Origin of the sequence: Pseudomonas oryzae (assembly GCF_900104805.1) — a bacterium.
GTDB classification, from domain to species: Bacteria; Pseudomonadota; Gammaproteobacteria; order Pseudomonadales; family Pseudomonadaceae; genus Geopseudomonas; species Geopseudomonas oryzae.
The window spans coordinates 4,148,676-4,175,446 of sequence record NZ_LT629751.1 but is presented as its reverse complement, the minus strand read 5'-3'; the positions used below and the strand labels follow the sequence as shown (position 1 = coordinate 4,175,446).

Annotated in this window: 23 protein-coding genes; 13 read left to right on the top strand and 10 right to left on the bottom strand. The window is 68.1% G+C overall.

Annotated elements, in window-relative coordinates; translation table 11 throughout:
* Positions 1 to 4: 4 nt before the first annotated feature.
* From BLT78_RS19010 to pilG, 7 genes are all read right to left on the bottom strand, one after another.
* Positions 5 to 1,024: a chemotaxis protein CheB gene (locus tag BLT78_RS19010; RefSeq protein ID WP_090351418.1), complete on the bottom strand. Its 1,020-nt coding sequence runs from the start codon at positions 1,022 to 1,024 to the stop codon at positions 5 to 7.
* A complete protein-coding gene (locus BLT78_RS19005; protein WP_090351416.1) occupies positions 1,017 to 8,834 on the bottom strand; it encodes an Hpt domain-containing protein in 7,818 nt (2,605 codons plus the stop codon). Before BLT78_RS19005 ends, BLT78_RS19010 begins: the two co-directional genes overlap by 8 nt.
* 24 nt (positions 8,835 to 8,858) lie before the next feature.
* The gene (locus tag BLT78_RS19000) at positions 8,859 to 9,722 is read right to left on the bottom strand and encodes a CheR family methyltransferase (protein WP_090351414.1); all 864 of its coding nucleotides are present in this window, start codon (positions 9,720 to 9,722) and stop codon (positions 8,859 to 8,861) included.
* Positions 9,723 to 9,784: 62 nt separating this feature from the next.
* Positions 9,785 to 11,833 carry a methyl-accepting chemotaxis protein gene (locus tag BLT78_RS18995; RefSeq protein ID WP_090351413.1) on the bottom strand — a complete coding sequence of 683 codons (2,049 nt, stop codon included), beginning with the start codon at positions 11,831 to 11,833 and terminating at the stop codon, positions 9,785 to 9,787.
* 90 nt (positions 11,834 to 11,923) lie between these two features.
* Positions 11,924 to 12,460, bottom strand: coding sequence for a chemotaxis protein CheW (locus BLT78_RS18990; protein ID WP_090351411.1), 537 nt, complete (start codon positions 12,458 to 12,460; stop codon positions 11,924 to 11,926).
* 44 nt (positions 12,461 to 12,504) lie between these two features.
* Positions 12,505 to 12,870, bottom strand: a complete 366-nt coding sequence (gene pilH, locus BLT78_RS18985) for a twitching motility response regulator PilH (protein WP_090351409.1) — start codon at positions 12,868 to 12,870, stop codon at positions 12,505 to 12,507.
* A gap of 48 nt (positions 12,871 to 12,918) precedes the next feature.
* Positions 12,919 to 13,329 carry a twitching motility response regulator PilG gene (gene pilG, locus BLT78_RS18980; protein WP_090351407.1) on the bottom strand — a complete coding sequence of 137 codons (411 nt, stop codon included), beginning with the start codon at positions 13,327 to 13,329 and terminating at the stop codon, positions 12,919 to 12,921.
* A 244-nt stretch (positions 13,330 to 13,573) separates the two neighbouring features.
* Between pilG and gshB the strand changes: the two genes are divergently transcribed.
* The 7 genes from gshB (at position 13,574) to BLT78_RS18945 (ending at position 19,427) form a co-directional block, all read left to right on the top strand.
* The gene (gene gshB / locus BLT78_RS18975; RefSeq protein ID WP_090351405.1) at positions 13,574 to 14,530 is read left to right on the top strand and encodes a glutathione synthase; all 957 of its coding nucleotides are present in this window, start codon (positions 13,574 to 13,576) and stop codon (positions 14,528 to 14,530) included.
* A 122-nt stretch (positions 14,531 to 14,652) separates the two neighbouring features.
* Positions 14,653 to 15,549, top strand: coding sequence for an energy transducer TonB (locus BLT78_RS18970; RefSeq protein WP_090352415.1), 897 nt, complete (start codon positions 14,653 to 14,655; stop codon positions 15,547 to 15,549).
* Between the two features lie 61 nt (positions 15,550 to 15,610).
* Complete coding sequence (locus tag BLT78_RS18965; protein ID WP_090351404.1) at positions 15,611 to 16,180, top strand: YqgE/AlgH family protein; 570 nt, start codon at positions 15,611 to 15,613, stop codon at positions 16,178 to 16,180.
* Complete coding sequence (gene ruvX, locus BLT78_RS18960; protein ID WP_090351402.1) at positions 16,177 to 16,611, top strand: Holliday junction resolvase RuvX; 435 nt, start codon at positions 16,177 to 16,179, stop codon at positions 16,609 to 16,611. The genes BLT78_RS18965 and ruvX overlap by 4 nt, the downstream gene beginning before the upstream one ends.
* 17 nt (positions 16,612 to 16,628) lie before the next feature.
* Positions 16,629 to 17,144, top strand: a complete 516-nt coding sequence (pyrR, locus tag BLT78_RS18955; protein WP_090351400.1) for a bifunctional pyr operon transcriptional regulator/uracil phosphoribosyltransferase PyrR — start codon at positions 16,629 to 16,631, stop codon at positions 17,142 to 17,144.
* 10 nt (positions 17,145 to 17,154) lie between these two features.
* On the top strand, positions 17,155 to 18,159 hold the full coding sequence (locus BLT78_RS18950) for an aspartate carbamoyltransferase catalytic subunit (RefSeq protein WP_090351399.1): 1,005 nt from the start codon (positions 17,155 to 17,157) through the stop codon (positions 18,157 to 18,159).
* Complete coding sequence (locus BLT78_RS18945) at positions 18,156 to 19,427, top strand: dihydroorotase (RefSeq protein ID WP_090351397.1); 1,272 nt, start codon at positions 18,156 to 18,158, stop codon at positions 19,425 to 19,427. Before BLT78_RS18950 ends, BLT78_RS18945 begins: the two co-directional genes overlap by 4 nt.
* A 60-nt stretch (positions 19,428 to 19,487) precedes the next feature.
* On the opposite strand, the gene BLT78_RS18940 is transcribed toward BLT78_RS18945, so the two are convergent.
* The 3 genes from BLT78_RS18940 to BLT78_RS18930 form a co-directional block, all read right to left on the bottom strand.
* Entirely contained in the window at positions 19,488 to 19,892 is a 405-nt protein-coding gene (locus BLT78_RS18940) for an NINE protein (protein WP_090351395.1), read from the bottom strand.
* Positions 19,893 to 20,012: 120 nt separating this feature from the next.
* Positions 20,013 to 21,161: a PilT/PilU family type 4a pilus ATPase gene (locus BLT78_RS18935; protein ID WP_090351394.1), complete on the bottom strand. Its 1,149-nt coding sequence runs from the start codon at positions 21,159 to 21,161 to the stop codon at positions 20,013 to 20,015.
* A 72-nt stretch (positions 21,162 to 21,233) separates the two neighbouring features.
* Complete coding sequence (locus tag BLT78_RS18930) at positions 21,234 to 22,268, bottom strand: type IV pilus twitching motility protein PilT (RefSeq protein WP_090351392.1); 1,035 nt, start codon at positions 22,266 to 22,268, stop codon at positions 21,234 to 21,236.
* Between the two features lie 71 nt (positions 22,269 to 22,339).
* On the opposite strand from BLT78_RS18930, the gene BLT78_RS18925 reads away from it, so the two are divergent.
* From BLT78_RS18925 to metW, 6 genes are all read left to right on the top strand, one after another.
* Entirely contained in the window at positions 22,340 to 23,047 is a 708-nt protein-coding gene (locus BLT78_RS18925; protein ID WP_090351391.1) for a YggS family pyridoxal phosphate-dependent enzyme, read from the top strand.
* A 35-nt stretch (positions 23,048 to 23,082) separates the two neighbouring features.
* Positions 23,083 to 23,901 (top strand): pyrroline-5-carboxylate reductase, encoded by an 819-nt coding sequence (gene proC / locus BLT78_RS18920; protein ID WP_090351390.1) that lies wholly within the window; start codon positions 23,083 to 23,085, stop codon positions 23,899 to 23,901.
* A gap of 9 nt (positions 23,902 to 23,910) precedes the next feature.
* Positions 23,911 to 24,504: a YggT family protein gene (locus tag BLT78_RS18915; RefSeq protein ID WP_090351388.1), complete on the top strand. Its 594-nt coding sequence runs from the start codon at positions 23,911 to 23,913 to the stop codon at positions 24,502 to 24,504.
* Positions 24,504 to 24,809, top strand: a complete 306-nt coding sequence (locus BLT78_RS18910; RefSeq protein WP_090351386.1) for a DUF167 domain-containing protein — start codon at positions 24,504 to 24,506, stop codon at positions 24,807 to 24,809. The genes BLT78_RS18915 and BLT78_RS18910 overlap by 1 nt, the downstream gene beginning before the upstream one ends.
* Before the next feature lie 200 nt (positions 24,810 to 25,009).
* Positions 25,010 to 26,149, top strand: a complete 1,140-nt coding sequence (gene metX / locus BLT78_RS18905) for a homoserine O-succinyltransferase MetX (RefSeq protein WP_090351384.1) — start codon at positions 25,010 to 25,012, stop codon at positions 26,147 to 26,149.
* Positions 26,150 to 26,164: 15 nt separating this feature from the next.
* Entirely contained in the window at positions 26,165 to 26,755 is a 591-nt protein-coding gene (gene metW / locus BLT78_RS18900; RefSeq protein WP_090351382.1) for a methionine biosynthesis protein MetW, read from the top strand.
* Positions 26,756 to 26,771: the final 16 nt, after the last annotated feature.

The following is a 26,771-nucleotide window of genomic DNA, read 5'->3' as shown; positions in this document are numbered from 1 at the left end:
GAATTCACTGGTCGTACTGCTCGGCCAGGCGCGTCACCAGCGCCTCGGCCAGCTCGCGCGGCGTCGCGCTGAGGTTGCTGTAGCCGCCGTCGCGCAGGCTGTCCGGCATGCTCGGGCAGGCACAGCTGTCGCCCTTCTGCGTCCAGATCTGCCCGCCCTGACGGCGCACGTAGGCGGCGGCGGCGCTGCCGTCGCTGCCCATGCCGCTGAAGGCGATGACGCCGCAGGCGGACGGGAAGTGCTGCGCCAGGTTGAGCATCATCTGGTCGATCGACGGGCTGTAGGGCTCCGGCCAGGGCCGCGGCAGGACGTGCATGCGACCGTCGTCGTCGAAGGTCAGTTCCTGGCTGATCGGCGCCACCACCACTTCGCCACAGCGCACGTAGTCGCCATCGCGGGCCAGGTTGACCGGCCACTGGCTGTGCCGGCCGACCGCCTGTGGCAGGCGCTGCTCGAACGACGCATCGATGTGCTGGGCGTAGACGAAGCCCAGCGGCAGGCCGGCCGGCAGGGCGTCGAGGAATTCCTTGACCGCCTGCGGTCCCCCCAGCGAAGCCGCCAGCAGCCACACCTGGCGCGCCGGCTGACCGGCGCTGCCGGTGGCCGCCAGGGCTTCCGGCAGATGCAGGTGCGCCGGCGTCTGGCCCTGCTGGAGCAGGGCCTCGAGGCTCGGACCGACGGCCCGCGCCGGGTCGCCGACCAGGCGCTTGAGCTTGCCGACCAGGCGCCGCTCCCAGCGCGGATAGTTCTCGGAACTGCGCTCCGGCGCCTGGCCCTCGCCGAACAGCACCGGCACGCTGGCGCGCTCGAGGAGCAGGTCGATCAGCGGCGCGTCCTCCATCTGCGCCAGATCGACCAGCCACAGGTCGGGATTGCAGTCCTGCAGCTGGCCGTCGTCCAGGCGCTGCGGATCACAGTTGAGCAGGACCTGATAGCCGTTGGCCTGCAGGGTCTGCTGCAGCACATGGCGCTGCAGCGAGGTATCGGCGATGACCGCGACGCGGCCGCTGCTGCGTTCACTCATTGCGCTTCACCAGCTGCTGGATGTGCTCGAGCAGCACCGCTTCCTGATAGGGCTTGCCGAGGTACTGGTTGACGCCGATGCCGAGGGCCCGCTCGCGGTGCTTCTCGCCGGTACGCGAGGTGATCATGATGATCGGCAGGTCCTTGAGGCGTTCGTCGTGGCGCACCAGGGTGGCCACCTCGAAGCCGTCCATGCGCGGCATCTCGATGTCGAGCAGCATGACGTCCGGGAGCACCTCCTGGAGCTGGGCGATGGCGTCGACCCCGTCCTTGGCGGTCACCACCTCCATGCCGTTGCGCTCCAGCAGACGCGTGGTCACCTTGCGCACGGTAACCGAGTCGTCGACCACCATGACCAGCGGCGGACGTTGCTTGTCGGCCACTTCGGCGCTGCTGCGCGTCGCCACCGCGTGCCGTGGCAACTGCTGGGCGTGACGGGCGCGCAGGGTCGCCAACAGGTCGAGAATCACCACCACCCGGCCGTCGCCGAGGATGGTCGCACCGGAGATGCCGGCCACGCCGGAGAACTGCGCGCCCAGGCTCTTCACCACGATTTCCCGCGAGCCGGCCAGACTGTCCACCTGTACCGCAGTGGCATGCTCGCCGGAGCGTACCAGCACCACCGGCAACGGCAGACTCTGGCCACTGAGCTTGGGCTGCTGGCCATTGCCCAGCAGCTCGCCGAGATACTTGACCTGGTACACCTGACCGGCGTACTCGAGACGCGGAGCGCCCGGCTGGTAGTAGGCCTCCAGCTCGAACGGCGAGATGCGCACGATACCCTCGACGGTATTCAGCGGGATGGCGTACAGGTCCTCGCCGGAGAGCACCATCAGCGCCCGGTTGACCGACACGGTGAACGGCAGGCGCACCAGGAAGCGGGTGCCCTGGCCGGCGACCGAATCGATGGCCACCGTACCGCCCAGCTGCTTGACCCCGGAGGCAACCACGTCCATGCCCACGCCACGCCCGGAGATCTGGGTGACCTTGGCGGCGGTGGAGAAGCCGGCCTCGAGGATGAACTGCAGCACCTCGTAGTCGGACAGCTCGGCATCGGCAGCCATCAGGCCGCGCTCGATGGCCTTCTTGCGCACTGCGGCGATGTTCACCCCCGCGCCATCGTCGGCCAGGGTCAGCAGGATGTCGCCACCCTCGCGGCTCAGGTTCAGGCGAATCGTGCCCTGATCGGGCTTGCCGGCGGCGCGGCGCGCCTCCAGCGATTCGATGCCGTGGTCGACGGCGTTGCGCAGCATGTGCTCGAGCGGCGCCACCATGCCTTCCAGCACGCTGCGGTCCATTTCGCCTTCGGCGTTGTGCACCACCAGCTCGACCTGCTTGCCCAGCTCGCCGGCGACCTGGCGCACGATGCGGCGCAGACGCGGCACCAGGCGGTCGAACGGCACCATGCGGGTGCGCATCAGACCTTCCTGCAGCTCGGTGTTGACCCGCGCCTGCTGCAGCAGCAGGGTTTCCGCGTCGCGGTTACGCGCGGCCAGGGTCTCCTTGAGGTCGAGCAAGTCGGAGGCCGACTCGAACAGTGCGCGCGACAGCTGCTGCAACTGCGAGTAGCGGTCCATTTCCAGCGGGTCGAAGTCCTCGTAGCCGGCACGCTCGCCTTCGGCCTGGTAGCGCGACAGGATCTGCGCCTGGGTCTCGGTATCCAGACGGCGCAGCTGGTCGCGCACCCGCTCGATGGTCGCTTCCATTTCCCCGAGAGTGAAGGCGGTGTCGTTGACCTGCTGCTCGACGCGACCGCGGAAGATCGAGGTCTCGCCGGCCAGGTTGACCAGCGCCTCGAGCAGTTCGGCCGGGACCTTGACCAGTTCCTGCGGGGCGCGGCGGGCTTCCGCCTCGGCCGCCGCCTGCTGGGCGCGCTGGACGAACGGCAGGATCTTGCGCGGCGCCAGCCCCCTGGCCGGGGTCAGGCGCTGCACCAGGGGCGCAAGCTTGAAGCGCGGCTCCACGGTCTCCGCCACCGCGGCCTCGACGGGGGCGTCGGGCAGTTGGCGACGCAGTCGCTCGACGCCGTCGCGCAGCTGCTGGCAGCCCGCCTTGAACTGCTCCAGCACGCCGTGCAGGTCCGTGCTACCGCCGCTTGCGCCGAGCAGACGCTGCTCGAGGCTTTCGCTCAGTTCGCCCAGGGCCAGTTGACGAGCCAGGCGGGCCCCGCCCTTGAGGGTCTGCAGGGTGCGCAGCAGCTCGTCCAGCGGCGCCACGCCACTGTGCTCCCAGCCGGCCAGCGCGGCCTCCAGGCTCTCCAGCAGTTCGCCGACGTCCTCGAGGAACAGCGGCAGGACCTCATCGTCAGCCAGCTCGGGGGCGTGATAGTCGCCCGCCTCCGCCAGTCGCTCGATGGCCGACGGGGTGGCGCCGTGCGGCTCGTCCACGACCGGCACCGGGTCGTCGAGCACCTCGATCGGCTGGGCCTCGCGTTCCTCGGCCACCGCCTGCGCATGCAGCGGCAGACCGAGGCTGCTCGCCTGCAGGGCATCGCTGGCATGCTGCGCCTGCTGGCGGAAGTCGCGGATTGCCGCGATCTGCGGGCCGGCGTCAGGCATCGCACCGCCATCGCGCAGGGCCTCGAGCATCACGCTCAAGCGGTCGTGGCAGTCGTGCAGCAGGCTGCACAGGACCGGGCTGGACTGCCAGCGGCCCTCGCCGAGACCTTCGTACAGATATTCCAGTTCGTGGGCCAGATCGCCGACTGCGCTGACGCTGGCCATGCGCGCACCGCCCTTGAGGGTGTGCAGGTCGCGCTGCAGCCCATCCAGGCCGTCGCCGCGGGCGCCGGCGGCGATCCAGCGCTCCAGCGCTTCGCCAGCCGACTCGAGGATATCGAAACCTTCCTCGAGGAAGATCTCCACCAGTTCCGGATCCCGCTCGCTCAGCTCGGCATCGCTGGCGGAAGGAATGAACGGGGCCGCGGCGACGAGCGGTGCCTGGAGCGGCTGCGGTGCCGTGGCTTCGGCTTCGGCTTCGGCTTCGGCTTCGGCTTCGGCTTCGGCTTCGGCTTCGGCTTCGGCTTCGGCTTCGGCTTCGGCTTCGGCTTCGGCTTCGGCTTCGGCTTCGGCTTCGGCTTCGGCTTCGGCTTCGGCTTCGGCTTCGGCTTCGGCTTCGGCTTCGGCTTCGGCTTCGGCTTCGGCTTCGGCTTCGGCTTCGGCTTCGGCTTCGGCTTCGGCTTCGGCTTCGGCTTCGGCTTCGGCTTCGGCTTCGGCTTCGGCTTCGGCTTCGGCTTCGGCTTCGGCTTCGGCTTCGGCTTCGGCTTCGGCTTCGGCTTCGGCTTCGGCTTCGGCTTCGGCTTCGGCTTCAGGATGCGGCTCACCCGCCGCGGCCGGCAACTCCAGCTGCTCGCCGTGGCGCAGGGCGCGCATCTGGGCGAGCAGCCCGCCTGCGGCGGTCAGCGGCAGGCCGAGCTGCAGCTCCTCCACCTGGCGGGCCAGCAGATCGTGGCCCTGGTGCAGCAGCTGGACAAAGACGGCGGCCATGGCGAAGCGGCCATCGGTCAGCCCCTCGTAGATCGACTCCAGCTCGTGGGCCAGGTCGCCGATCGCCCGCACACCAGCCATCCGCGCACCACCCTTGAGGGTATGCAGATCGCGCTGCAGCGCGGCCAGGGAGGCACGATCATGCGGATCGGCCAGCCAGTGCTCGAGGGCCAGCGCGGCGCATTCCAGGATGTCGCCGGCCTCCTCGAGGAAGATTTCCACCATTTCCGGATCGAGTTCCTCCTCGACCACGGACTCCGCCACGAGCGGCTCCACGGCGAGGGGCACGGGCGCTTCCGCAGCAACCGGTTCGCCGAGCAGCGCGAATCCGCTGTCGGCATCGAGCACCTCGGGCGCAGACGCCGAGTCCTCCAGCAGCCAGTCCAACGAAGCATCGCCCTCGGCGTCGCTCGCCGGCGGCTCGACCAGCCATGCGGCCGGCTCGACCGACTCGCTTTCGCTGAGCTCGATAACGCTGGCAGCCAGCGGCTGATCGACCAGGTTCTCGCCGCTGCACGCGTCTGTCGGGGTCTCGCTCAGCAGCCATTCGAGCGACGCATCGGTCTCGGCCGGAGCCGCCTGCGGGGCAACACTGTCGCGGGACGGATCGTCCACTGCCGCATCCAGCGGCAGCCCGGCGGCCGCCAGCAGCTCGAAGTCGCCGGCCGCGGCGTCTTCGGTCTGGCTGGCGGGCAGCGACGCCTCGCCGTCCAGCTGCGGCCATTGCACCGACAGGTCGAATTCGGCCTGCTCGTCGGCGGCCTCAGCCGAGACGACACCCTGGCACTCCAGCGGCTCTTCCGCCGGCAGCGGCGCAATCTCGGGGACCGACGCCACGGCGGCGTCGAGAGACGGCCAGTCCAGCGACAGGTCGCCGGCTACCGCCGGCGCGACAGGCGCTTCATCGGCTACGGCTGGCGCGGCGGGTTCCCTGGCAAGCTCGGCGGCCTGCTCGAGCAGGCGCTCCAGCGCCTGCACCCGCTCCGGCTGCGCGCTGACTTCGAGTGCCGCCGCGACCTGATCGAGCATGCCGATCAGGGCTTCATGGGCAGCCTCGACTTCGTGGAAGAACAGCTCGTTGACCGCCAGACACGACTCGCCGACGGCGGTATAGATCGCCAGCAAGGCGTTGCAGAGCACCTCGACCTGAGGCAGCTCGGCATGCCGCGCGCCCTCACCCAGCTCGGTCAGCTCGGCCTGCAGGGCTTCCAGCTCCACGCGCTCGGCCGGGTGCTGACGCCAGCGTCCGAGCAGTTCGTCGGCATCCAGCAGGATGTCCATGCCTTCGGCGAGGAACTGGCTGATCAGCTTCGGATCACGCCCGCTCTGGCTGCGCCAGCCGGCCTCGGCCACCTCCATCTGCTCCTGGTGCAGCTGCTGCACGCGGGCGAGCAGTTCGACGCTGCCGGGCAGGCTGGTCAGCGGCGTCTTGCCCAGTCCCTGCAGCCCCTGGCGCAACATGCGTTCGGCGTCACGCAGCAGCTCGACCATCGCCAGGCCGACCGGAATCAGGTTGGTCTTGAACTCCTTGAGCAGTTTCTCCAGCGGCGCCGCCACCTCGGCGATCGGCTGGATGCCGGCCATGTAGGCACTGCCCTTGAGTGTGTGCAGCGAGCGCTGCAACTCGTCGGTGACCGGCTGCGGCAGCTCGCGGTCGCAGGCGGCGAGGAAGCGCGACAATGCCTCGAGATGGGCGTCCGCCTCGGTGGAGAACACCTCGAGCAGCACCGGATCGAGCAGCTCGGCAGTCTCGTTGCCGGCGAGCGGCGCGGCGGTTTCCTGGGGCATGTCTGCGAGCGGCGCAGTGCTCGGCGCGGAGGGAGCATCCGGCAGCGGGACGGGCAAGGCCTCGCCACGGGACAGGGCGTGGGCCGCCGCGGCCAGGCGATCGACATCGTCACGCTGGCGCTGGGCCTTGGCGGCATACTCCTCGACCAGCTCCGGCAGCTTCGCCACCACGTCGGCGATCACCTGCAGCAGCGCTGCATCGGCCCCGATGCTGCGATCGATGACCCGGTTGAGCATGTTCTCGACCGACCAGGCCAGCTCGCCGATGATCAGGGCGCGGACCATGCGGCCGCTGCCCTTGAGGGTATGGAAGGCGCGACGCACCTCGGTCAGCGCCTCGCGGTTGGCGACATTGGCCGACCACTGCGGCAGGTATTCGTTGATGGTGTCGAGGACCTCGCCGGCCTCCTCGATGAAGACCTCCTGCAGGTCATCGTCCACCGGCTCCTCGTCGGCCGGCGGCGGCAGCAATTGCGGCGGGGCGTCCTTGGCCGGCGGATTGATCGCCAGCACCGGGGCTGCCATCACGGCCGCCAGACTCGGTTCGACCGACGGCTCGGCAGCGTCGAGCGGCGCGGCAACCGCGGCAGCCGGGAGCTCCTGCTCCTCCGCCGAGAGTGCCTGCGGAGACTCGGCCACGACCGGCTCGACGACCGGCTGGGCGCTGGCCTCCTCGGCCAGCGCTGCCGGCGTATCGGCGGGCGGGCACGGCTCGGCAACGGCTTCGACCGGGGCATCCAGCGGGGCCGCGACGGCCTGAACCGGCAGCTGGCACTCGTTCACCGCCAGGGGCGGCGGCACGGAAACGGCAGGTGCCTCGCCCACCGCAGACGGCATGTCGAGAATCGAACGGGTCGGCTGCAGGCCGTAGCCCAGCGCGGTCAGGCTCTCCTCGGCAACGTCGAGGATCAGCTCGCCCTGGCTGGCATGGTCCTCGGCGATCCGCTCGAGGTAGTACTCGACGCTGGTCAGGGCGTCAGCCAGGGTGTCCAGGCTCTGCCAGCTCGGCACGGCCTGGCGGACCAGCAGTTGCTCGCGGATGTAGCGGCAGCAGGCATCCAGCAGCGCGGCGGCGCGCGGCAGCGGGATCATACCGAGACCGCCGCGGACCTGGGTAAGCAGCTCCGGCACACGGGCCAGATGCTCGTGGTTCCACTGCGAGGCGATGAACTCGATGATCGCGTCCTTGGCCTGCTCCAGGCCGGTGCGCGCCTCCTTGATCACCATCTGGTGGATCTGCCCCACATCGGTGGTCGGCAGCAGGCTTTCCTCTGCCCGCTCGCCCTCGGCCGGACCGACCATGCCGGACAGGCTGGCCTCGACGAACAGCAGGGCACCGGCGACATCCATAAGCACCGCATCGTTGGCCTGCTGCTGGCCCGCGAGCAGGCGGCCGATCAGCCCCAACTGGTCGGCGATCACCTTGCGCTGCTGGCCGAAGCCGAGCACTGCCAGGGTGTCGGCGATCTGCTTGAGTGGCGCCTGCAGCACGGTCAGGGCGTCGATGCGGCTGCGGTCGCCACGCACGAACAGATCGAGGTTGTCCTTGACCCGCACCAGCTCCTCGCACAGGGCGCCGACCACCGAGCGCATCGCATCGCGGTCGGGGCCGGCCATGCGCGCGCGCTCCTCGTCCACGACCCGGCTGTCGGGCAGGGCGTCGGCCAGCTGGTAGCGCGCCTTCAGCTCGCCAATGCGCCCTTCCTCGCTGGGGCTCTTGGCCACGTAGAACAGCAGGTGCTTGAGCAGCTGATCGGGCGCCGGCTGGTTGAGCGCGACGACCCCGTCGTCGATCAGCCGCTTGAGTTCACGATCCACCTCCCGGAGCAGGGTACGCACGCTGCCGCTGCCGGCGATGCTGCCGGATAGCAGGCCTTCGACCACGCCGGCGGCGACCGCCCACAGCGGCCCGATGGGCGCGGAGGCGCTGAGGCTTTCCAGCTTGGCGAAGACCTTGACCAGCAGCCCCAACTGGGTCTGCGGCTCCTGGTCGCGCATGTAGCCGAGCAAGGCCATCTGCAGCATCTGCCGCAGCTTGCGCAGCAGGGCAGGCAGCCCGGCACGCTCGAGACGATCGAGTGCCGACTGGGTCAGCGGCGCCTGGCGTGCCGACAGGTCGGGGGTGAACAGGCTGGTTTCCGTGAGCAGCGCCTCGCCGCGCGCGGTACGCAGGTCGTTGAGCAGCGGCAGGACCACCAGTGGCAGGTCGCGGCGTGCGCTCTGGATCCGCTCGAGATAGACCGGCAGCTGCAGGATCGCCTGCATCAGCACTTCCAGGGCGTCGCCACGACTGCCCCGCCCGTCGATCAGGGCCTGCAGCAACCGCTCCATTTCCTCGGCGAGCAGGGCCGCACCATAGAACTCGACCATCTGCAGGGTACCCTGCACCTGATGGACGTGGTTCAGGCAGAAACGCAGGCGTGTCAGATCCTGCGGGCTCTCGACGTAGGCCTCCAGGGCCTGCCGTGCCTGTTTGAGGGTTTCCGCGATTTCGCCTTTGACCCACTCCAGGGCGACATAGTCGTGCCGATCACCCATAGCGACTCCACACATTGATCATGGTTACCCCTTTCGGGTAAAGGCCAGTACCTGCTCATCGGCCACCGACTCCAGCAGCGGGTGATGCCAGTCGGCCACTTCGCCGACTCCGATCACCAGCAGCCCGCCAGGCGCCAGACGCTCGGCGAGGCGCGCCAGGATGTCGCGCCGGCGCCAACGCCGGAAATAGATCAGCAGGTTCTGACAGAAAATGACGTCCATGCCGCGCTGCGGCGCACGCGCCAGATCGAGCACATTCAAACGGGCAAAACAGGTTCGTTCACGCAAGGTGTCGCAGACCGTGAAGCTGCCATCCGACTGCGCGAGGAAGTAGCGCTCGAGCAGCTCAGGAGCCAGTTCGGCGACCCGCCGAGGGCTGTAGTTGCCCTCGCGCGCACGGGCCAGGGCGTTGAGGCTGAGGTCGCTGCCGGTGACGCCGAAACAGCCGTCGGTCTCGAGCTCACGCTGTACCTCCGCCGCCACCAGGGCCATCGAATACGCCTCCTCGCCGGACGCACAGCCCACACTCCACAGCTGCCAGCCCGCCCCGCCATCGGCTGCGACCTGGCGTGCGCGCAGGTATTCGCCGAGCAGACGAAACGACGGTGGATGCCGGAAGAAGTGGGTCTCCTGCACGGTCAGATGGTCCATCAGGTGCGACCACTCGACCGCACCGCGCGGCCCATCGGTGACCTGCTGGAAATAGCTGGCGTAGCTGCTCAAGCCCAACGTGCGCAGACGCATGGCCAGAATGGTCTGCAGAAACGCGCGGCGCTGCTCGTTGAGCACGATGCCGCTACGCGTTTCCAGCAATTCCTGCCAAGCCCGGAACTCCGCTGCCGTGATATCGGGCAGGGGTTTCATGGCCCAGACCGCGCCTGGCTGCATGCCGCGCCCCTCGTTCATGCTCGTCCGGCGGCGGCCCTCTCAGGCTGCCACCCTCTCTGGGTTCAGGCCTGTTCCCGATGCTCCGGCAGGGTGAAACCGGATACCGACTTGCGCATGTCACTGGCCATCTTGGCCAGGTTACCGATGCTGCGTGCGGTAGCGGTGGTACCCGACGAGGTCTGGGTGGTGATCTCCTGAATCACGTACATGGTGTTGGAGATGTGGCCCGCCGAGGACGACTGCTGGCGGGCGGCGTTGGAAATGTTCTGGATCAGCGCCGCGAGGCTGCGCGATACCTTCTCGATCTCTTCCAGGGCCACACCGGCATCCTGTGCCAGGCGGGCACCGCGCACCACCTCGGTGGTGGTCTGTTCCATCGAGATGACCGCCTCGTTGGTGTCGGTCTGAATGGTCTTCACCAGGGCCTCGATCTGCTTGGTCGCTGCCGAGGAGCGTTCTGCGAGGCGCTGTACTTCGTCCGCAACCACCGCGAAGCCGCGGCCGGCGTCGCCGGCCATGGACGCCTGGATCGCCGCGTTGAGCGCCAGGATGTTGGTCTGGTCGGCAATGTCGTTAATCAGGCTAACGATGTCACCGATCTCCTGGGACGATTCGCCGAGGCGCTTGATTCGCTTGGAGGTGTCCTGGATCTGCTCGCGGATGTTGTCCATGCCGGCGATGGTGTTCTGCACCACCTCGTTGCCCTTGTTGGCGATGGCTACCGAGCGTTCCGCTACCGCGGAGGATTCGGCGGCGTTGGCCGATACCTGGTCGATCGACACCGCCATTTCGTTGATCGCCGCGGAGGCGCCGGCGATTTCCTGGGCCTGGTGTTCGGAGGCCTCGGCCAGGTGCATCGCGGTGGCCTGGGTTTCCTGGGCAGCGGCAGCCACCTGCACGGCGGTCTGGTTGATGGTCTCTACCAGGTCGCGCAGCTGGTCGATGGAGTAGTTGATGGAGTCGGCGATGGCGCCGGTGAAGTCCTCGGTCACCGTGGCCTGCACGGTCAGGTCACCGTCGGCGAGGTCGCCGATCTCGTCGAGCAGACGCAGAATCGCGGTCTGGTTGCGATCGTTCTTCTCGGCGGTCTCGGCGAGACGGGAACGGGTGTCGCGGACCAGGATCAGCGCCATCAGCATGATCGAGGCCAGGGCCGCCAGGCCCAGCACGTAACCGGCCAGGGAGTTGAAGGTACGGCTGTCGGCGAGGTTCTCGAAGTCGGTGGCCAGCGTGGTGGTGTCTTCCAGCACCTTCTGCGACACGACGAAGATGTTGTTGGCCGATTCGCGCACCTGGAACAGTTGCGGCGAGGTTTCCAGGATCTCGTCCACCGAGCCGGATACGAAGGCGAACAGCTCGGAAATCTCGTTCAGGCGGGTGATCGCCTCGGCATCGGTCACCTTGGTGATGCCCATCGCCGGGTTGCCCTCGTGCATGCCTTTCAGTACGCGACCGAACAGGCTGGCATCACGACCAAAACTGTCGGCGGCCTGCACCGAGTCCTCGGCACCGGCGAGCACCTTGTTCACGGCGGCGAGGATACGTTCGGCGAGCAGGGTCTGGCGCTGGGCCACGGCCACCTGGTCGGATGAGGCGCCGTTCTCGAGGAGGATGTCCACCACCTCTTCGTACTCGGCCTGCAACTGGGGGATGGTTTCCGCCAGGGTCTCGGCCACCTGGTGCAGGGACAGCACGGTCTGCTGGCTGGCGAGGATGGAGTCGGCGCTGTCGCGCAGACGCTGCCAGTCACCGCCCAGCGCCTGCATGTCGTCGGATACCGCCTCCGGACTGGCCGGCAGGCCGGTCTCCGGGTTGCCGTTGCTCAGCCAGGCCCAGCGCTGTTCGAAGTCTTCGCGCTCGCCTTTCAGCAGGCTGAAGGCCTCCGGCTTGCCCGCCGCGGCCTCGACCGCGTTCTTGGCAATACCTTGCGAGAGCAGCCGCAGCTCGCCAGCGTGACCGATGTACTGCTTGTCGTATTCGGCCTGCTGGTTGAGGTATGCGAAGTTGGCAAACAGCAGCACCACCGAGACGATCAGCACGGCGAACAGCCCGCCGATCATCACACTGCTGCGCATACCCGTGAAGAGATTGCCTGCGTTGAGTTTTTTCATCGTCTGGCCCCCGCCTGGACCTTCCACACTAAACGGTTTCCAAGTAACGGCACGGACCGGCAGACCGGTCCGTCCGGCAGATCTTGCTAGCTATACGGCAACGTCGAGAAACGCCGACTCCCTGGCCAACGCGTGCGGGCTGAACACCAGCCAGGGACGCTCGCGCTGGAACACGCCATGGATCAGCGGCTGAATGGCCGCCTCGAGCGGCGGCAGCTGCTCGGTGAAGGCGTCGACGGAGAAGTGCTGCATGCCGAACACCTCGTCCACCACCAGACCGGCGAATACCTTGTCATGCTCCACCACCAGCACCCGCCGCTGCTTGCGCAGCGGCGACAGCTCGCCACCGAGGAAACCGCACAGGTCCATGATCGGCAGCAGACGACCACGCACGTTGGCCACCCCCCTGATCCAAGACTTGACGCCCGGCAACTGGGTATAGCGTGGCTCGTGCAGCACCTCGGTCACTTCCCCCATGGGGGCGACGTAGAGCCGCGAACCCATGCGAAAGCCGATGCCGCTCCAGCTCTGCGCCACTTCCTGCTGGGCTGGCAGACCCGCGGAATAGCGACGACAGAGCTGATCGATGTCGAGCAGATGCTGGAAGGGAGTCATGACGTCGGGCATGCCGCTGCTGGCCTATGTTCTGCGTGGCGCCTTGCGATGAGCTGTCAGCCCGCCTGAACCGCAGCGATGGTCTTCAGCAGGGTATCTTCATCAACCGGCTTGGTCAGGTAGTCGCGCGCGCCCTGACGCTTGCCCCAGACCTTATCGGTTTCCTGATCCTTGGTGGTGACGATGATCACCGGAATGTGACCGGTTTCCGGATCCTTGGTCAGCTGGCGGGTGGCCTGGAAGCCATTGAGCCCCGGCATCACCACATCCATCAGCACGACGTCCGGCATTTCCTGGCGGGCCAGGGCGACGCCGTCGGCACCGTTTTCCGCCTTGAGCACCTGATGCCCGTGTTTCTCGAGCATGGCGGTGAGCTTGTACATCTCGGTAGGCGAATCATCAACAATCAGAATACGAGCCATGGAATCCCCCAATTGAAGGCACGCGTCAGCAGCCGGTTAGGCCGGACATCAGGTGGTTGCTTGCTCCACCGGCACAAAACCCGGAACGTGCGCCTTGATGGCACCGAGCAGTTCTTCCTTGCTGAAGGGCTTGGTCAGATACTGGTCGGAACCCACGATACGCCCCTTGGCCTTGTCGAACAGACCATCCTTGGAGGACAGCATGATCACCGGCGTGGATTTGAACGCACTATTATTCTTGATCAGGGCGCAGGTTTGGTAGCCATCCAGCCGCGGCATCATGATGTCGACGAAAATGATGTTCGGATGCGAATCGGCGATCTTGGCCAGGGCATCGAAGCCATCGATCGCGGTGATCACATCGCAGCCCACCTTCTTCAGCAGCGTTTCGGCGGTGCGACGAATCGTCTTCGAGTCGTCGATCACCATGACTTTCAAGCTATCGGAATGCTGTTCCATAGTCTGCCCTACCATTGACTCGGTGACTCGTTGTAGTCCATCGCCCAGACACTTGCAGCGCTGCCACCCAAGGGCTGCTACCTGATCGTCGGGGCTTTTTAGCACACTCTCCGATGGCAAGCCATAAGCCCCGGATGTGCAAGGTTTTTCCTTGACTCAAGGCAAAGTCACCGCCACCTTGGGCAACCGCCAATCGCCTTTTCCCGGCCTTCGAGCCGCTGTTTCGTCGTGGAGGACACCCCCTATGAGCGTTCGCCTGGGCATCGTCATGGACCCCATTGCCCACATCGCCTTCAAGAAGGACAGCTCGCTGGCGATGCTGCTCGCCGCTCAGGCGCGCGGCTGGTCGCTGTTCTACATGGAGCAGCAGGACCTCTACCTGCGCGACGGCCAGGCTCGCGCCCGCACTCGCCCGTTGAAGGTGTTCCACGACCCCAAGCACTGGTTCCACCTCGATGAGCAGCAGGATCTCGCACTGCACGAACTGGACGTGGTGCTGATGCGCAAGGATCCGCCGTTCGACAACGAGTTCCTCTATTGCACCCATCTGCTCGAGCAGGCCGAGCGGCAGGGCCTGCTGGTGGTCAACCGCCCGCAGAGCCTGCGCGACTGCAACGAGAAGCTGTTCGCCACGCAGTTCCCGCAGTGCACGCCGCCGACCCTGGTGAGCCGGCGGGTCGACATTCTGCGCGAGTTCGCCGCCGAGCAGCGTGACATCATTCTCAAACCCCTGGACGGCATGGGCGGCTCGTCGATCTTCCATCACCGCGCCGGCGACCCCAACCTCTCGGTGATCCTCGAGACCCTCACCGGCCACGGCACCCGGCAGATCATGGCGCAGCGCTACCTGCCGGCGATCAAGGACGGCGACAAGCGCATCCTGATGATCGACGGCGAGCCGGTGCCCTACTGTCTGGCGCGCATCCCGGCGCAGGGCGAGACACGCGGCAACCTGGCCGCCGGCGGTCGGGGCGAGGCGCGCCCGCTGACCGAGCGCGACCGCTGGATCGCTGCCCAGGTCGGCCCGACCCTGCGCGAGAAGGGGCTGCTGTTCGTCGGCCTCGACGTGATCGGCGAGCACCTCACCGAGATCAACGTCACCAGCCCGACCTGCATCCGCGAGATCGACGCCGCCTTCCACACCGACATCGCCGGCCAGCTGATGGAGGTCATCGCCAGCCGGCTGGCCAAACGAACCTGAGGTTGATGCCCGGCACATCATGCCGGGCATCCCCCGGACAAAAGTTCAAGGCGCGGAGTGCTTCATGGACTTTTGTCCGAGGCGACGGCAGACTGCGCCGATTCCCTGTCATGCGCCCGCCGATGAACGCAGCTGTCAACATCTCCCCCTTCCGCGCCGCCGCCAGCGTGCGCCCAGCCGACCGCCTGGGCTTCACCCTGTTCATTGCCGCCGCGCTGCACCTGGCGCTGCTGCTCGGCGTCAGCTTCGCCCTGCCCGAGCCGAGCATGGTGAGCAAGACCCTCGACGTCACCCTGGCCACCTTCAAGAGCGCGGAACAGCCCAAGCAGGCCGACTTCCTCGCCCAGCACGACCAGCAGGGCAGCGGCAGCCTGGAGCACAAGGCCACGCCGAAGACCACCGAACTCGCGCCGTTCCAGGACAGCGAGATCCGCCGCGTCGAGCCGCAGGCCCGGCCCAAGCCGAATGACACGCCGCAGACCACCCAGGCCGCCATCGCCACTCGCGCCCCGCAGCGCGACAGGGCCCCGAGCAAGCCGGAAACGCCCAAGCCGCCGCAGCCGCCGCAGCCGACCCCCGACTTCGACAGCAGCCAGCTGTCCGACGAGATCGCCAGCCTCGAGGCCCAGCTCAGCCACGAGCGCCAGCTGTACGCCAAGCGCCCGCGCGTCCACCGCCTGAACGCCGCCTCGACCATGCGCGACAAGGGCGCCTGGTACAAGGAGGAGTGGCGGCGCAAGGTCGAGCGGGTCGGCAACCTCAACTATCCAGACGCCGCCCGCCGCCAGCAGATCTACGGCAGCCTGCGCCTGCTGGTGGCGATCAACCGCGACGGCACCCTGCGCGAGGTGCAGGTGCTGGAATCCTCGGGCCAGCCGATCCTCGACCAGGCCGCCCTGCGCATCGTCCGCCTGTCGGCGCCGTTCGCACCCTTCAGTGGCGACCTCAGCGACATCGACGTGCTGGAGATCATCCGCACCTGGCGTTTCGAACGCGGCGACCGTCTGGCCAGCCAGTGACGGCCGAGCATCGTGCCGGCCTACACTTGAAGCCAGTCCCCCGAAGCTCGAAACTAGGCCGATGAACAACACAGCCCCCAGCTACCTCAAGCACCACTTCCTGATCGCCATGCCGCACATGGGCGATCCGCATTTCGCCCAGACGGTGATCTACCTGGTCGAACACAACCAGCACGGCGCCATGGGCCTGGTGATCAACAAGACCAGCGAGCTGACCCTCGCCGACGTGCTCGTGCAGCTGCGCCCCGGCAGCGAACCCGACGAGCGCAGCCAGCAGGTCCCGATCTTCGACGGCGGCCCGGTGCACGGCGAGCGCGGCTTCGTCCTCCATCCGCAGGGCTGGCACTACCAGGCCACCCTGGAGCTCGGCGAGCTGGCGCTGACCACCTCCCAGGACGTGCTGCTGGCCATAGCCGACGGCAGCGGCCCCGACCGCCACCTGATCGCCCTCGGCTACTCCGGCTGGGAAGCCGGCCAGCTGGAGGCCGAACTGATCGACAACGCCTGGCTGACCTGCCCGGCCGACCCCGCCGTGCTGTTCGACGTCGCCATCGACCAGCGCCTGCAGCGCGCCGCCGCACCGCTGGGCATCGACCTGCGCCTGCTGTCCAGCCAGGCCGGCCACGCATGAGCGGCCCGCGCCTGCTGCTCGGCTTCGACTACGGCAGCAAGCAGATCGGCGTCGCCGTCGGCCAGGCCGTCACCGGCCAGGCCCGCGAGCTGTGCGTGCTCAAGGCGCAGAACGGCGTGCCGGACTGGAGCCAGATCGAACGCCTGCTCAAGGAGTGGCAACCGGACGCCCTGGTGGTCGGCCTGCCGCTGAACATGGACGGCACGCCCAGCGAGATGAGCGCGCGCGCCGAGAAGTTCGCCCGCCGCCTGCACGGCCGCTTCAGCCTGCCGGTGTTCACCCACGACGAGCGCCTGACCACCTTCGAGGCCAAGGGCCAGCGCCTGGCCCAGGGCCAGCGCGACGGCTATCGTGAACGCCCGGTGGACGCACTGGCCGCCGCCCTGTTGCTCGAAGGCTGGCTGGAGCAACAGCCTGCCGCCCCGCTTTGACTGCCCGAGGACTGTCCATGACCCTGCCCGATCCCGCCGCCCTGCTCGCAAGGATGGCCGCCGAGCTGCGCGCCCACCTGACCCGCCGCGGCATCCATGACCCGCTGTTCGTCGGCATCCATACCGGCGGCGTGTGGGTCGCCCGCGCCCTGCTCGCCGAGCTCGGCCAGGGCGATGCCCCGCTGGGTATCCTCAACGTGTCCTTCTACCGCGACGACTTCAGCCAGCACGGCCTGCACCCGCAGGTACGCCCCTCCGAACTGCCGTTCGACATCGAGGGTCGCCACCTGGTGCTGATCGACGACGTGCTGATGAGCGGGCGCACCGTGCGCGCCGCTCTCAACGCCCTGTTCGACTATGGTCGACCGGCCAGCGTGACCCTGGCCTGCCTGCTCGACCTCGACGCCCGCGAACTGCCGATCCGTGCCGACGTGCTCGGCGCCACCCTGTCGCTGGCCCCCGACCAGCGGGTAAAATTGCTCGGTCCCGCGCCGCTCGCCCTCGAGCTGCAGACCCTCGCCGCCTCCCACTGAGAATTCCGCGATGACGCCAACCGACGCCAAGCGCCCGTTGCAGCTCAACGACCAGGGCCAGCTGCGCCACTTCCTGTCGCTCGACGGCCTGCCCCGCGAGCTGCTTACCGAGATCCTCGACACCGCCGACTCCTTCCTCGAGGTCGGTGCCCGCGCGGTGAAGAAGGTGCCGCTGCTGCGCGGCAAGACCGTGTGCAATGTGTTCTTCGAGAACTCCACGCGCACCCGCACCACCTTCGAGCTGGCCGCCAAGCGCCTGTCCGCCGACGTGATCACCCTCAACGTGTCGACCTCCTCGACCAGCAAGGGTGAGACCCTGTTCGACACCCTGCGCAACCTCGAGGCGATGGCCGCCGACATGTTCGTGGTGCGCCACGCCGATTCCGGCGCCGCCCACTTCATCGCCGAGCACGTCTGCCCGGAGGTGGCGATCATCAACGGCGGCGACGGCCGTCACGCCCACCCGACCCAAGGCATGCTCGACATGCTGACCATCCGCCGTCACAAGGGCAGCTTCGAGAACCTCTCGGTGGCCATCGTCGGCGACATCCTGCACTCGCGGGTGGCGCGCTCCAACATGCTGGCGCTGAAGACTCTCGGCTGCCCCGACATCCGCGTGATTGCGCCGAAGACCCTGCTGCCGGTCGGCATCGAGCAGTACGGCGTGCACGCCTACACCGACCTCGCCGCCGGCCTCAGGGACGTCGACGTGGTGATCATGCTGCGCCTGCAGCGCGAGCGCATGCAGGGCGGCCTGCTGCCCAGCCAGGGCGAGTTCTACAAGCTCTACGGCCTCACCGAGCAGCGCCTGGCACTGGCCAAGCCGGACGCCATCGTCATGCACCCCGGACCGATCAACCGCGGCGTGGAGATCGAGTCGGCGGTGGCCGACGGCGCCCAGTCGGTGATTCTCAACCAGGTAACCTATGGCATCGCCATCCGCATGGCTGTGCTGTCCATGGCCATGAGCGGCCAGCAGGCCCAGCGCCAGCTCGCACAGGGAGACGCCCAGTGAAACTCAGCATCCACGGCGCCCGCCTCATCGATCCGGCCAGCGGCCTCGACCGGATCAGCGACATCCACATCGACAACGGCCGCATCGCCGCCCTCGGCACCGCCCCGGCCGGCTTCGACGCCGAACAGCAGATATCGGCCCACGGCCTGATCGCCGCGCCAGGCCTGGTCGACCTGGCGGTGAGCCTGCGCGAACCGGGCTACACCCGCAAGGGCAACATCGCCAGCGAGACCCGTGCCGCCGCCGCCGGCGGTGTCACCAGCCTGTGCTGCCCGCCACGCACCAAGCCGGTGCTGGACACCTCGGCGGTGGTCGAGCTGATCCTCGATCGCGCGGCAGCGGCCGGCCACAGCCGCGTGTTCCCCATCGGCGCGCTGACCAAGGGCCTGGAGGGCGAACAGCTGGCCGAACTGGTCGCCCTGCGCGACGCCGGCTGCGTGGCCTTCACCAACGGCCTGGCGCCGCTGGCCAACAACCGCGTGCTGCGCCGCGCCCTCGAATACGCCGCCACCTTCGACCTCACCGTAGTGTTCAAGTCGCAGGATGCCGACCTCGCCGAGGGCGGCCTGGCCCACGAGGGCCCCACCGCCAGCTTCCTCGGCCTGCCGGGCATCCCGGAGAGCGCCGAGACCGTGGCGCTGGCCCGCGACCTGCTGCTGGTCGAGCAGAGCGGCGTGCGCGCCCACTTCAGCCAGCTGACCAGCGCGCGCGGCGTGGAGATGATCGCCGCCGCCCAGGCGCGCGGCCTGCCGGTGACCGCCGACGTGGCCATGTACCAGCTGATCCTCACTGACGAGGCGCTGACGGGCTTCTCCAGCCTCTACCACGTGCAGCCGCCGCTGCGCTCGCGCGCCGACCGCGACGCCCTGCGCGAAGCGGTGCAGGCCGGCGTGGTCTCGGCTATCGCCAGCCACCACCAGCCCCACGAGCCGGATGCCAAGCTGGCGCCGTTCGGCGCCACCGAGCCGGGCATCAGCAGCGTCGAGCTGCTGCTGCCGCTGGCACTGACCCTGGTGGAGGACGGCCTGCTCGACCTGCCGACCCTGCTCGCCCGCCTGACCTGCGGCCCAGCCGACGCCCTGCGCCTGCCGGTCGGCCGTCTGGCGGTCGGTGAACATGCCGATCTGCTGCTGTTCGACGCCAAGGCCCAGACCCTGGCCGGCGAGCGCTGGCTGTCGCGCGGCGGCAACAGCCCGTTCATCGGCCACTGCCTGCCCGGCGCGGTGCGCTACACCCTGCAGGGCGGCCGCGTCAGCCACGAAGGCTGATCCACCGCCCCGAAACGACGAGGCCCGCCGATTGGCGGGCCTCGTCGTTTCGGGGACGGTTCAGAAGCGCCAGGCGTTGCGGATCGACACCTGGTCGTTGAGCGTCCAGAAGTCGTAGAGCACGCCGATCAGGAAGAAGCCGCCGGTCAGCAGGTAGAGGATGCCGGTGGGCCACTTGCCCATGTACATGCGGTGCACGCCGAAGATGCCGAGGAAGGTCAGCAGGATCCACGCCACGTTGTAGCTGGTGCGCCCGCTGTGGAAGCGCAGGTCGGCCTCGCGGTCCATGCCGGGGATCAGGAACAGGTCGACCAGCCAGCCGATGCCGAGCAGGCCGAGGGTGAAGAACCAGATGGTGCCGGTGACCGGCCGTCCGTAGTAGAAGCGGTGCGCACCGAGAAAGCCGAACAGCCACAACAGGTAGCCGATCGCCTTGCTGTGGGTGTCCTGATGCAGAGTGGTCATGCAGTCCTCCAGGCGGATAACGGGGCGGCAGCCTCGGCTCGTACAGCGCGACGGCCCTGACCTGGGAGTCTAGGCTGCCCCCGTTCGACCCGCCCGGCTGGCCGGCGGTTCCCCGGCCAATCAGCGGCGGCGCAGGCCGGGGCGATCCTCCTCAGCATGCTCCAGGCTGAGCGTCTGGGTCGCGCTGCTGAGGTGCTCGGCGTCGGTCTCCGAGCCCAGCTTGATCATCAGACGCAGGTCGTTGGCCGAGTCGGCATGGGCCAGGGCGTCCTCGTAGGTGATCTCGCCATTGCTGTACAACTGGTACAGCGCCTGGTCGAAGGTCTGCATGCCCTGCTCGGTGGAGCGTTTCATCAGCGGCTTGAGCTCGTGCACCTCGCCCTTGCGGATCAGGTCGGCGGCCAGCGGCGTATTGATCAGCACCTCGATCACCGCGCGCCGGCCCTTGCCGTCCGGGGTCGGCACCAGTTGCTGGGCGATGATCGCCTTGAGGTTGAGCGACAGGTCCATCCACACCTGATCGTGGCGATCCGGCGGGAAGAAGTGGATGATGCGGTCGAGCGCCTGGTTGGCGTTGTTGGCGTGCAGGGTGGCCAGGCACAGGTGGCCGGTCTCGGCGAAGGCCACCGCATAGTCCATGGTCTCGCGGGTGCGCACCTCGCCGATCATGATCACGTCCGGCGCCTGACGCAGGGTGTTCTTCAGCGCCACCTCGTAGGACTCGGTGTCGATGCCCACCTCGCGCTGGGTGACGATGCAGCCCTGGTGCTGGTGGATGAACTCGATCGGGTCCTCGATGGAGATGATGTGGCCGTTGGCGTTCTTGTTGCGGTAGCCGATCATCGCCGCCAGCGAGGTCGACTTGCCCGCGCCGGTGGCGCCGACGAACAGCACCAGGCCGCGCTTGGTCATCGACAGCTGCTTGAGCACCTCGGGCAGCTTGAGGTCATCGAAGGTCGGGATGTTGGTCTCGATGCGGCGCAGCACCATGCCCACCAGGTTGCGCTGGTAGAAGGCGCTGACGCGGAAGCGGCCGATGCCACGAGCGCTGATGGCGAAGTTGCACTCGTGGGTTTCCGCCAGCTCGCGGCGCTGCTGCTCGTTCATCACCGACAGCACCGTCTCGCGGGTCTGCTCCGGTGCCATCGGGTTCTTGGTCACCGGCAGGATCTTGCCGTTGACCTTCATCGACGGCGGCACGCCGGCAGTGATGAACAGGTCGGAGCCGCCCTTCTCGACCATCAGGCGCAGCAGTTTCTCGAATTCCATGGCTTACCTCGACGTTCCTGCGCGGCCCCGCCGCGCGGCGTGGGCCGGCCGCCGCGGCGGCCGGCGCGACTGTTACAGGCTTTCCGGCGCCTTGGCCTTTTCCTTGGCCGCCTCGCGGCTGACCAGGCCCTTGCTGACCAGGGTCTTCAGGCAGGCGTCCAGGGTCTGCATGCCCAGCGCGCCGCCGGTCTGGATCGCCGAGTACATCTGCGCCACCTTGTCCTCGCGGATCAGGTTGCGGATCGCCGGGGTGCCGATCATGATCTCGTGGGCCGCCACCCGGCCGCCGCCGATCTTCTTCAGCAGGGTCTGCGAGATCACCGCCTGCAGCGACTCGGAGAGCATGGAGCGGACCATGGACTTCTCCTCGGCGGGGAACACGTCGACTACCCGGTCGATGGTCTTGGCCGCCGAGGTGGTGTGCAGGGTGCCGAACACCAGGTGACCGGTTTCCGCGGCGGTCAGCGCCAGGCGGATGGTTTCCAGGTCGCGCATCTCGCCGACCAGGATGATGTCCGGGTCCTCACGCAGTGCCGAGCGCAGCGCCTCGGAGAAGCCGAGGGTGTCGCGATGCACCTCGCGCTGGTTGACCAGACACTTCTTCGACTCGTGGACGAATTCGATCGGGTCCTCGATGGTGAGGATGTGGTGGTACTTGTTGTTGTTGATGTAGTCGAGCATCGCCGCCAGGGTGGTCGACTTGCCCGAGCCGGTCGGGCCGGTGACCAGCACCAGGCCGCGCGGCACGTCGGAGATCTTCTTGAACACCTCGCCCATGCCGAGGTCTTCCATGCTCAGCACGCGCGAGGGAATGGTCCGGAACACCGCGCCGGCGCCGCGGTTCTGGTTGAACGCGTTGACCCGGAAGCGCGCCACGCCGGGCACCTCGAAGGAGAAGTCGGTCTCGAGGAACTCCTCGTAGTCCTTGCGCTGCTTGTCGTTCATGATGTCGTAGATCAGCGCATGCACCTGCTTGTGCTCCATCGGCGGCAGGTTGATGCGGCGCACGTCGCCATCGACGCGGATCATCGGCGGCAGGCCGGCGGAGAGGTGCAGGTCGGATGCGCCCTGCTTGGCGCTGAAGGCCAGCAGCTCGGTAATATCCATGGGGATCCCCAATCACAAACAAGCGGGTAGAATGCCGCGACAGGTAGCGGCCGGGCGAAAAGCGGAACCAAATGTCCACGATCCACGACAATATTGCAAAGGTCCGAGCGCGCATCCGTGAGGCAGCGCAATACTGCGGCCGCGAGCCGGCGGACGTGCAGTTGCTGGCGGTGAGCAAGACCAAGCCGGCCGACGCCCTGCGCGAGGCCTTCGCCTGCGGCCAGCGCGATTTCGGCGAGAACTACCTGCAGGAGGCGCTGGCCAAGCAGGCCGAGCTCGCCGACCTCGACCTCGTCTGGCACTTCATCGGCCCGATCCAGTCGAACAAGACCAAGCCGCTCGCCCAGCACTTCGCCTGGGTCCACTCGGTGGACCGCCTGAAGATCGCCGAGCGCCTGTCCGCCCAGCGCCCCGCGCACCTGCCGCCGCTGAACATCTGCCTGCAGGTCAACGTCAGCCTTGAGCCCAGCAAATCCGGCTGCGCGCCCGAGGAACTGCCGGCGCTGGCCGCCGCGGTCGCCGCGCTGCCCAACCTGCGCCTGCGCGGCCTGATGGCCATCCCCGAACCGACCCCCGACGTCGCCGCCCAGCGCGCCGCCTTCGCCCGCCTGCGCGAGCTGAAGGACAGCCTGCCGCTGCCGCTCGACAGCCTGTCGATGGGCATGAGCGACGACCTCGAGGCCGCCATCGCCGAGGGCGCCACCTGGGTGCGCATCGGCAGCGCCCTGTTCGGCGCCCGCGACTACTCTCACAAATCATCCGCGAGCCCCGCCTCCTGAGGCGCGACTCCCCCGAGCAGACAAGGAATCTCACCATGACTCATCCGCGTATCGCCTTCGTCGGCGCCGGCAACATGGCCACCAGCCTGATCGGCGGCCTGATCGCCCGCGCTGTGCCCGCCGAGAACATCCGCGCCAGCGAACCCTTTGCCGAGCAGCGCGAGCGCGTCGCCCGCGAGCACGGCATCACGGTGTACGCAGACAACGCCGCCGCAGTGGCCGGCGCCGACATCGTGGTGCTGGCGGTCAAGCCGCAGGTGATGAAGGAGGTCTGCCTGGCGCTGGCGCCGGTACTGCCGGCCGACGCGCTGATCGTCTCGATCGCCGCCGGCATTCCCTGCGCCAGCCTCGAGCGCTGGCTGGGCGCCAAGGCCATCGTGCGCTGCATGCCCAACACCCCGGCACTGCTCCACCAGGGCGCCAGCGGCCTGTTCGCCAACGCACACACCAGCGCCGCCCAGCGCGAGCAGGCCGAGGCGCTGCTGGAGGCGGTCGGCCTGGCCCTGTGGCTGGACGACGAGCAGCAGATCGACGCGGTGACCGCAGTGTCCGGCAGCGGTCCGGCCTACTTCTTCCTGCTGATGGAGGCGATGACCGCCGCCGGCGAGCGTCTCGGCCTGTCCGCCGAGACCGCCAGCCTGCTGGCGCGCCAGACCGCCCTCGGCGCCGCACGCATGGCGCTGGTCAGCGACGTCGACCCGGCCGAGCTGCGCCGCCGGGTGACCTCGCCCAAGGGCACCACCGAGGCGGCGATCAACGCCTTCCAGGCCGGCGGCTTCGAGGCGCTGGTCGAGCAGGCCCTGCAGGCCGCCGCCCGCCGTTCGGCGGAGCTCGCCGAACAGCTCGGCCAGTAAGGAGAGACGATGAACGGACTCACCACCGCCGCCGTCTACGTACTGCAGACCCTCGGCAGCCTGTACCTGCTGCTCGTCCTGCTGCGCTTCATCCTCCAGCTGGTGCGCGCCGACTTCTACAACCCGCTCAGCCAGTTCGCGGTGAAGGCCACCAAGCCGCTGCTCAACCCGCTGCGCAAGGTGATCCCCGGCTTCGGCGGGCTGGACCTGGCCTCGCTGGTGCTGGCGATCCTGATCCAGCTGCTGCTGATGGTGCTGACCCTGCTGCTGCTGGGCTACGGCATCGGCGGCGTGCTGCCGCAGCTGCTGGTCTGGTCGGTGATCGGCGTCACCGCGCTGTTCCTCAAGGTGTTCTTCTTCGCCCTGATCGTCAGCGTGATCCTCTCCTGGGTGGCGCCGGGCAGCTACAACCCGGCGGCGCAGCTGATCAACCAGATCTGCGAGCCTCTGCTGATGCCGTTCCGCCGCCTGCTGCCCAACCTCGGCGGCCTGGACATCTCGCCGATCTTCGCCTTCCTCGCCCTGCAGCTGATCGACATGCTGGTGATCAAGAACCTCGCGGTACTGACCCACATGCCGCAGCTGCTCAGCCCGTTCCTCTGATGGCGTTCTTCCGCTGGGACGGCGCGGACCTGATCCTCGACTGCCATCTGCAGCCCAAGGCGAGCAAGGACGAGTTCGCCGGGCTGCACGGCGAGCGGCTGAAGATCCGCCTCACCGCGCCGCCGGTGGAGGGCAAGGCCAACGCCCACCTGCTGGCCTTCCTCGGCAAGGCCTTCGGCGTGGCCAAGAGCCAGGTCGTGCTGGAGAGCGGCGAGCTGAACCGGCAGAAGCGCGTGCGCATCCGCGCGCCACAGAAGCTGCCGACGGAGCTGGCTGGCGAACTCGAAGCCGGGCGCCCGACGTAGGGTGGGTTAGGCCGCAGGCCGTAACCCACCAATCGGCCGCCAGGCTGGCAATCGGGATGCCTGTCGGCATCCTTGGTGGGTTACGCCGCTGCGCGGCTAACCCACCCTACGACTCGAAGCCTACCCGCCTCCGCCGCGCCCTTGCCCCCCGGGGGCGCGCTCTTTAGACTTGCCGACTTCACTTTTCGAGAGCAGGGTCGATGCCCACCGTCTTCGCGGAAGATTCCGTCGGCCTGGTCAGTCCCCAGGTCCTGCATTTCAAGGATCCCCTCCCGCTCGCCTGTGGCCGCCAGCTGGCCGACTACGAGCTGGTCTACGAAACCTACGGCACCCTCAACGCCGAGCGCAGCAACGCCGTGCTGATCTGCCACGCGCTCTCCGGCCACCACCACGCCGCCGGCTACCACAGCCCTGACGACCGCAAGCCGGGCTGGTGGGACAGCTGCATCGGCCCGGGCAAGCCGATCGACACCCGCAAGTTCTTCGTTGTCAGCCTCAACAACCTCGGCGGCTGCAACGGCTCCACCGGCCCCGGCAGCCGCAACCCGGAAACCGGCCGCGCCTACGGCGCCGACTTCCCGGTGCTGACCGTGGAGGACTGGGTGCACAGTCAGGCCCGCCTGGCCGACGCCCTCGGCATCAAGCAGTGGGCCGCGGTGGTCGGCGGCAGCCTCGGCGGCATGCAGGCCATGCAGTGGAGCATCAGCCATCCCGAGCGCCTGCGCCATTGCGTGGTGATCGCCTCGGCGCCCAAGCTGTCGGCGCAGAACATCGCCTTCAACGAGGTGGCGCGCCAGGCCATCCTCACCGATCCGGAGTTCCACGGCGGCCACTTCCAGGAGCAGGGCGTGGTGCCCAAGCGCGGCCTGATGCTGGCGCGCATGGTCGGCCACATCACCTACCTGTCCGACGACTCGATGGGCGAGAAATTCGGCCGCGAGCTGAAGACCGACCAGCTCAACTACGACTTCCACAGCGTGGAATTCCAGGTCGAGAGCTATCTGCGCTACCAGGGCGAGGAGTTCTCCGGGCGCTTCGACGCCAACACCTATCTGCTGATGACCAAGGCGCTGGACTACTTCGACCCCGCCGCCGCCCATGCCGGCGATCTGGTGAAGACCCTCGAGCCGGTCAGGGCCGACTTCTGCGTGATCTCCTTCTCCACCGACTGGCGCTTCTCGCCGGCGCGCTCGCGGGAGATCGTCGACGCCCTGGTCGGCGCGAAGAAGAACGTCAGCTACCTGGAGATCGAATCGGCCCACGGCCACGACGCCTTCCTCATCCCGAGCCCGCGCTACATCCAGGGCTTCGGCCGCTACATGAACCGTATTGCCGTGTAAGGACTGCCGTCGAACATGCGTGCCGATCTGGAAATCATTCAGGAATGGATCCCCGCCGGCAGCCGGGTCCTCGACCTCGGCTGCGGCGGTGGCGAGCTGCTGGCCTTCCTCCGCGACCACAAGCAGGTGCACGGCTACGGCCTGGAGCGCGACCCGGACAAGATCGCCCAGTGCCTGGACCGCGGCGTCAACGTCATCGAGCAGGACCTCGACCAGGGCCTCGACCACTTCGCCGACGACAGCTTCGACGTGGTGGTGATGACCCAGACCCTGCAGGCGGTGCACTACCCCGACCGCCTGCTGCGCGACATGCTGCGGGTCGGCAAGACCTGCATCATCACCTTCCCCAACTTCGGCCACTGGCGCTGCCGCTGGTACCTGGCGCGCCACGGCGAGATGCCGCGCTCCGACTTCCTGCCGTACACTTGGTACAACACGCCGAACATCCACTTCTGCACCTTCCGCGATTTCGAGGCGCTGTGCCGCGAACAGCAGCTGCGCGTGCTCGACCGCCTGGCCGTGGACCGCGACCACCGCCTGCGCGCACTCGCCCGCTGGTGGCCTAATCTGTTGGGTGAGATCGGTATCTATCGCGTCACCCGCTGACCAAGGCCTCTACCAA

What these genes read in the sequence shown, in the direction of transcription:
- proC (WP_090351390.1), top strand. Translation starts at nt 23,083, where the DNA reads ATGACTCATCCGCGTATCGCCTTCGTCGGCGCCGGCAACATGGCCACC.
- BLT78_RS18950 (WP_090351399.1), top strand. Translation starts at nt 17,155, where the DNA reads ATGACGCCAACCGACGCCAAGCGCCCGTTGCAGCTCAACGACCAGGGC.
- BLT78_RS19000 (WP_090351414.1), bottom strand. Translation starts at nt 9,722, where the DNA reads ATGCAGCCAGGCGCGGTCTGGGCCATGAAACCCCTGCCCGATATCACG.
- BLT78_RS18915 (WP_090351388.1), top strand. Translation starts at nt 23,911, where the DNA reads ATGAACGGACTCACCACCGCCGCCGTCTACGTACTGCAGACCCTCGGC.
- pyrR (WP_090351400.1), top strand. Translation starts at nt 16,629, where the DNA reads ATGACCCTGCCCGATCCCGCCGCCCTGCTCGCAAGGATGGCCGCCGAG.
- pilG (WP_090351407.1), bottom strand. Translation starts at nt 13,329, where the DNA reads ATGGAACAGCATTCCGATAGCTTGAAAGTCATGGTGATCGACGACTCG.
- BLT78_RS18990 (WP_090351411.1), bottom strand. Translation starts at nt 12,460, where the DNA reads ATGCCCGACGTCATGACTCCCTTCCAGCATCTGCTCGACATCGATCAG.
- BLT78_RS18935 (WP_090351394.1), bottom strand. Translation starts at nt 21,161, where the DNA reads ATGGAATTCGAGAAACTGCTGCGCCTGATGGTCGAGAAGGGCGGCTCC.
- BLT78_RS18970 (WP_090352415.1), top strand. Translation starts at nt 14,653, where the DNA reads ATGAACGCAGCTGTCAACATCTCCCCCTTCCGCGCCGCCGCCAGCGTG.
- metX (WP_090351384.1), top strand. Translation starts at nt 25,010, where the DNA reads ATGCCCACCGTCTTCGCGGAAGATTCCGTCGGCCTGGTCAGTCCCCAG.
- BLT78_RS18995 (WP_090351413.1), bottom strand. Translation starts at nt 11,833, where the DNA reads ATGAAAAAACTCAACGCAGGCAATCTCTTCACGGGTATGCGCAGCAGT.
- BLT78_RS19005 (WP_090351416.1), bottom strand. Translation starts at nt 8,834, where the DNA reads ATGGGTGATCGGCACGACTATGTCGCCCTGGAGTGGGTCAAAGGCGAA.
- pilH (WP_090351409.1), bottom strand. Translation starts at nt 12,870, where the DNA reads ATGGCTCGTATTCTGATTGTTGATGATTCGCCTACCGAGATGTACAAG.
- BLT78_RS18910 (WP_090351386.1), top strand. Translation starts at nt 24,504, where the DNA reads ATGGCGTTCTTCCGCTGGGACGGCGCGGACCTGATCCTCGACTGCCAT.
- BLT78_RS18940 (WP_090351395.1), bottom strand. Translation starts at nt 19,892, where the DNA reads ATGACCACTCTGCATCAGGACACCCACAGCAAGGCGATCGGCTACCTG.
- BLT78_RS18930 (WP_090351392.1), bottom strand. Translation starts at nt 22,268, where the DNA reads ATGGATATTACCGAGCTGCTGGCCTTCAGCGCCAAGCAGGGCGCATCC.
- metW (WP_090351382.1), top strand. Translation starts at nt 26,165, where the DNA reads ATGCGTGCCGATCTGGAAATCATTCAGGAATGGATCCCCGCCGGCAGC.
- BLT78_RS18965 (WP_090351404.1), top strand. Translation starts at nt 15,611, where the DNA reads ATGAACAACACAGCCCCCAGCTACCTCAAGCACCACTTCCTGATCGCC.
- BLT78_RS19010 (WP_090351418.1), bottom strand. Translation starts at nt 1,024, where the DNA reads ATGAGTGAACGCAGCAGCGGCCGCGTCGCGGTCATCGCCGATACCTCG.
- gshB (WP_090351405.1), top strand. Translation starts at nt 13,574, where the DNA reads ATGAGCGTTCGCCTGGGCATCGTCATGGACCCCATTGCCCACATCGCC.
- ruvX (WP_090351402.1), top strand. Translation starts at nt 16,177, where the DNA reads ATGAGCGGCCCGCGCCTGCTGCTCGGCTTCGACTACGGCAGCAAGCAG.
- BLT78_RS18925 (WP_090351391.1), top strand. Translation starts at nt 22,340, where the DNA reads ATGTCCACGATCCACGACAATATTGCAAAGGTCCGAGCGCGCATCCGT.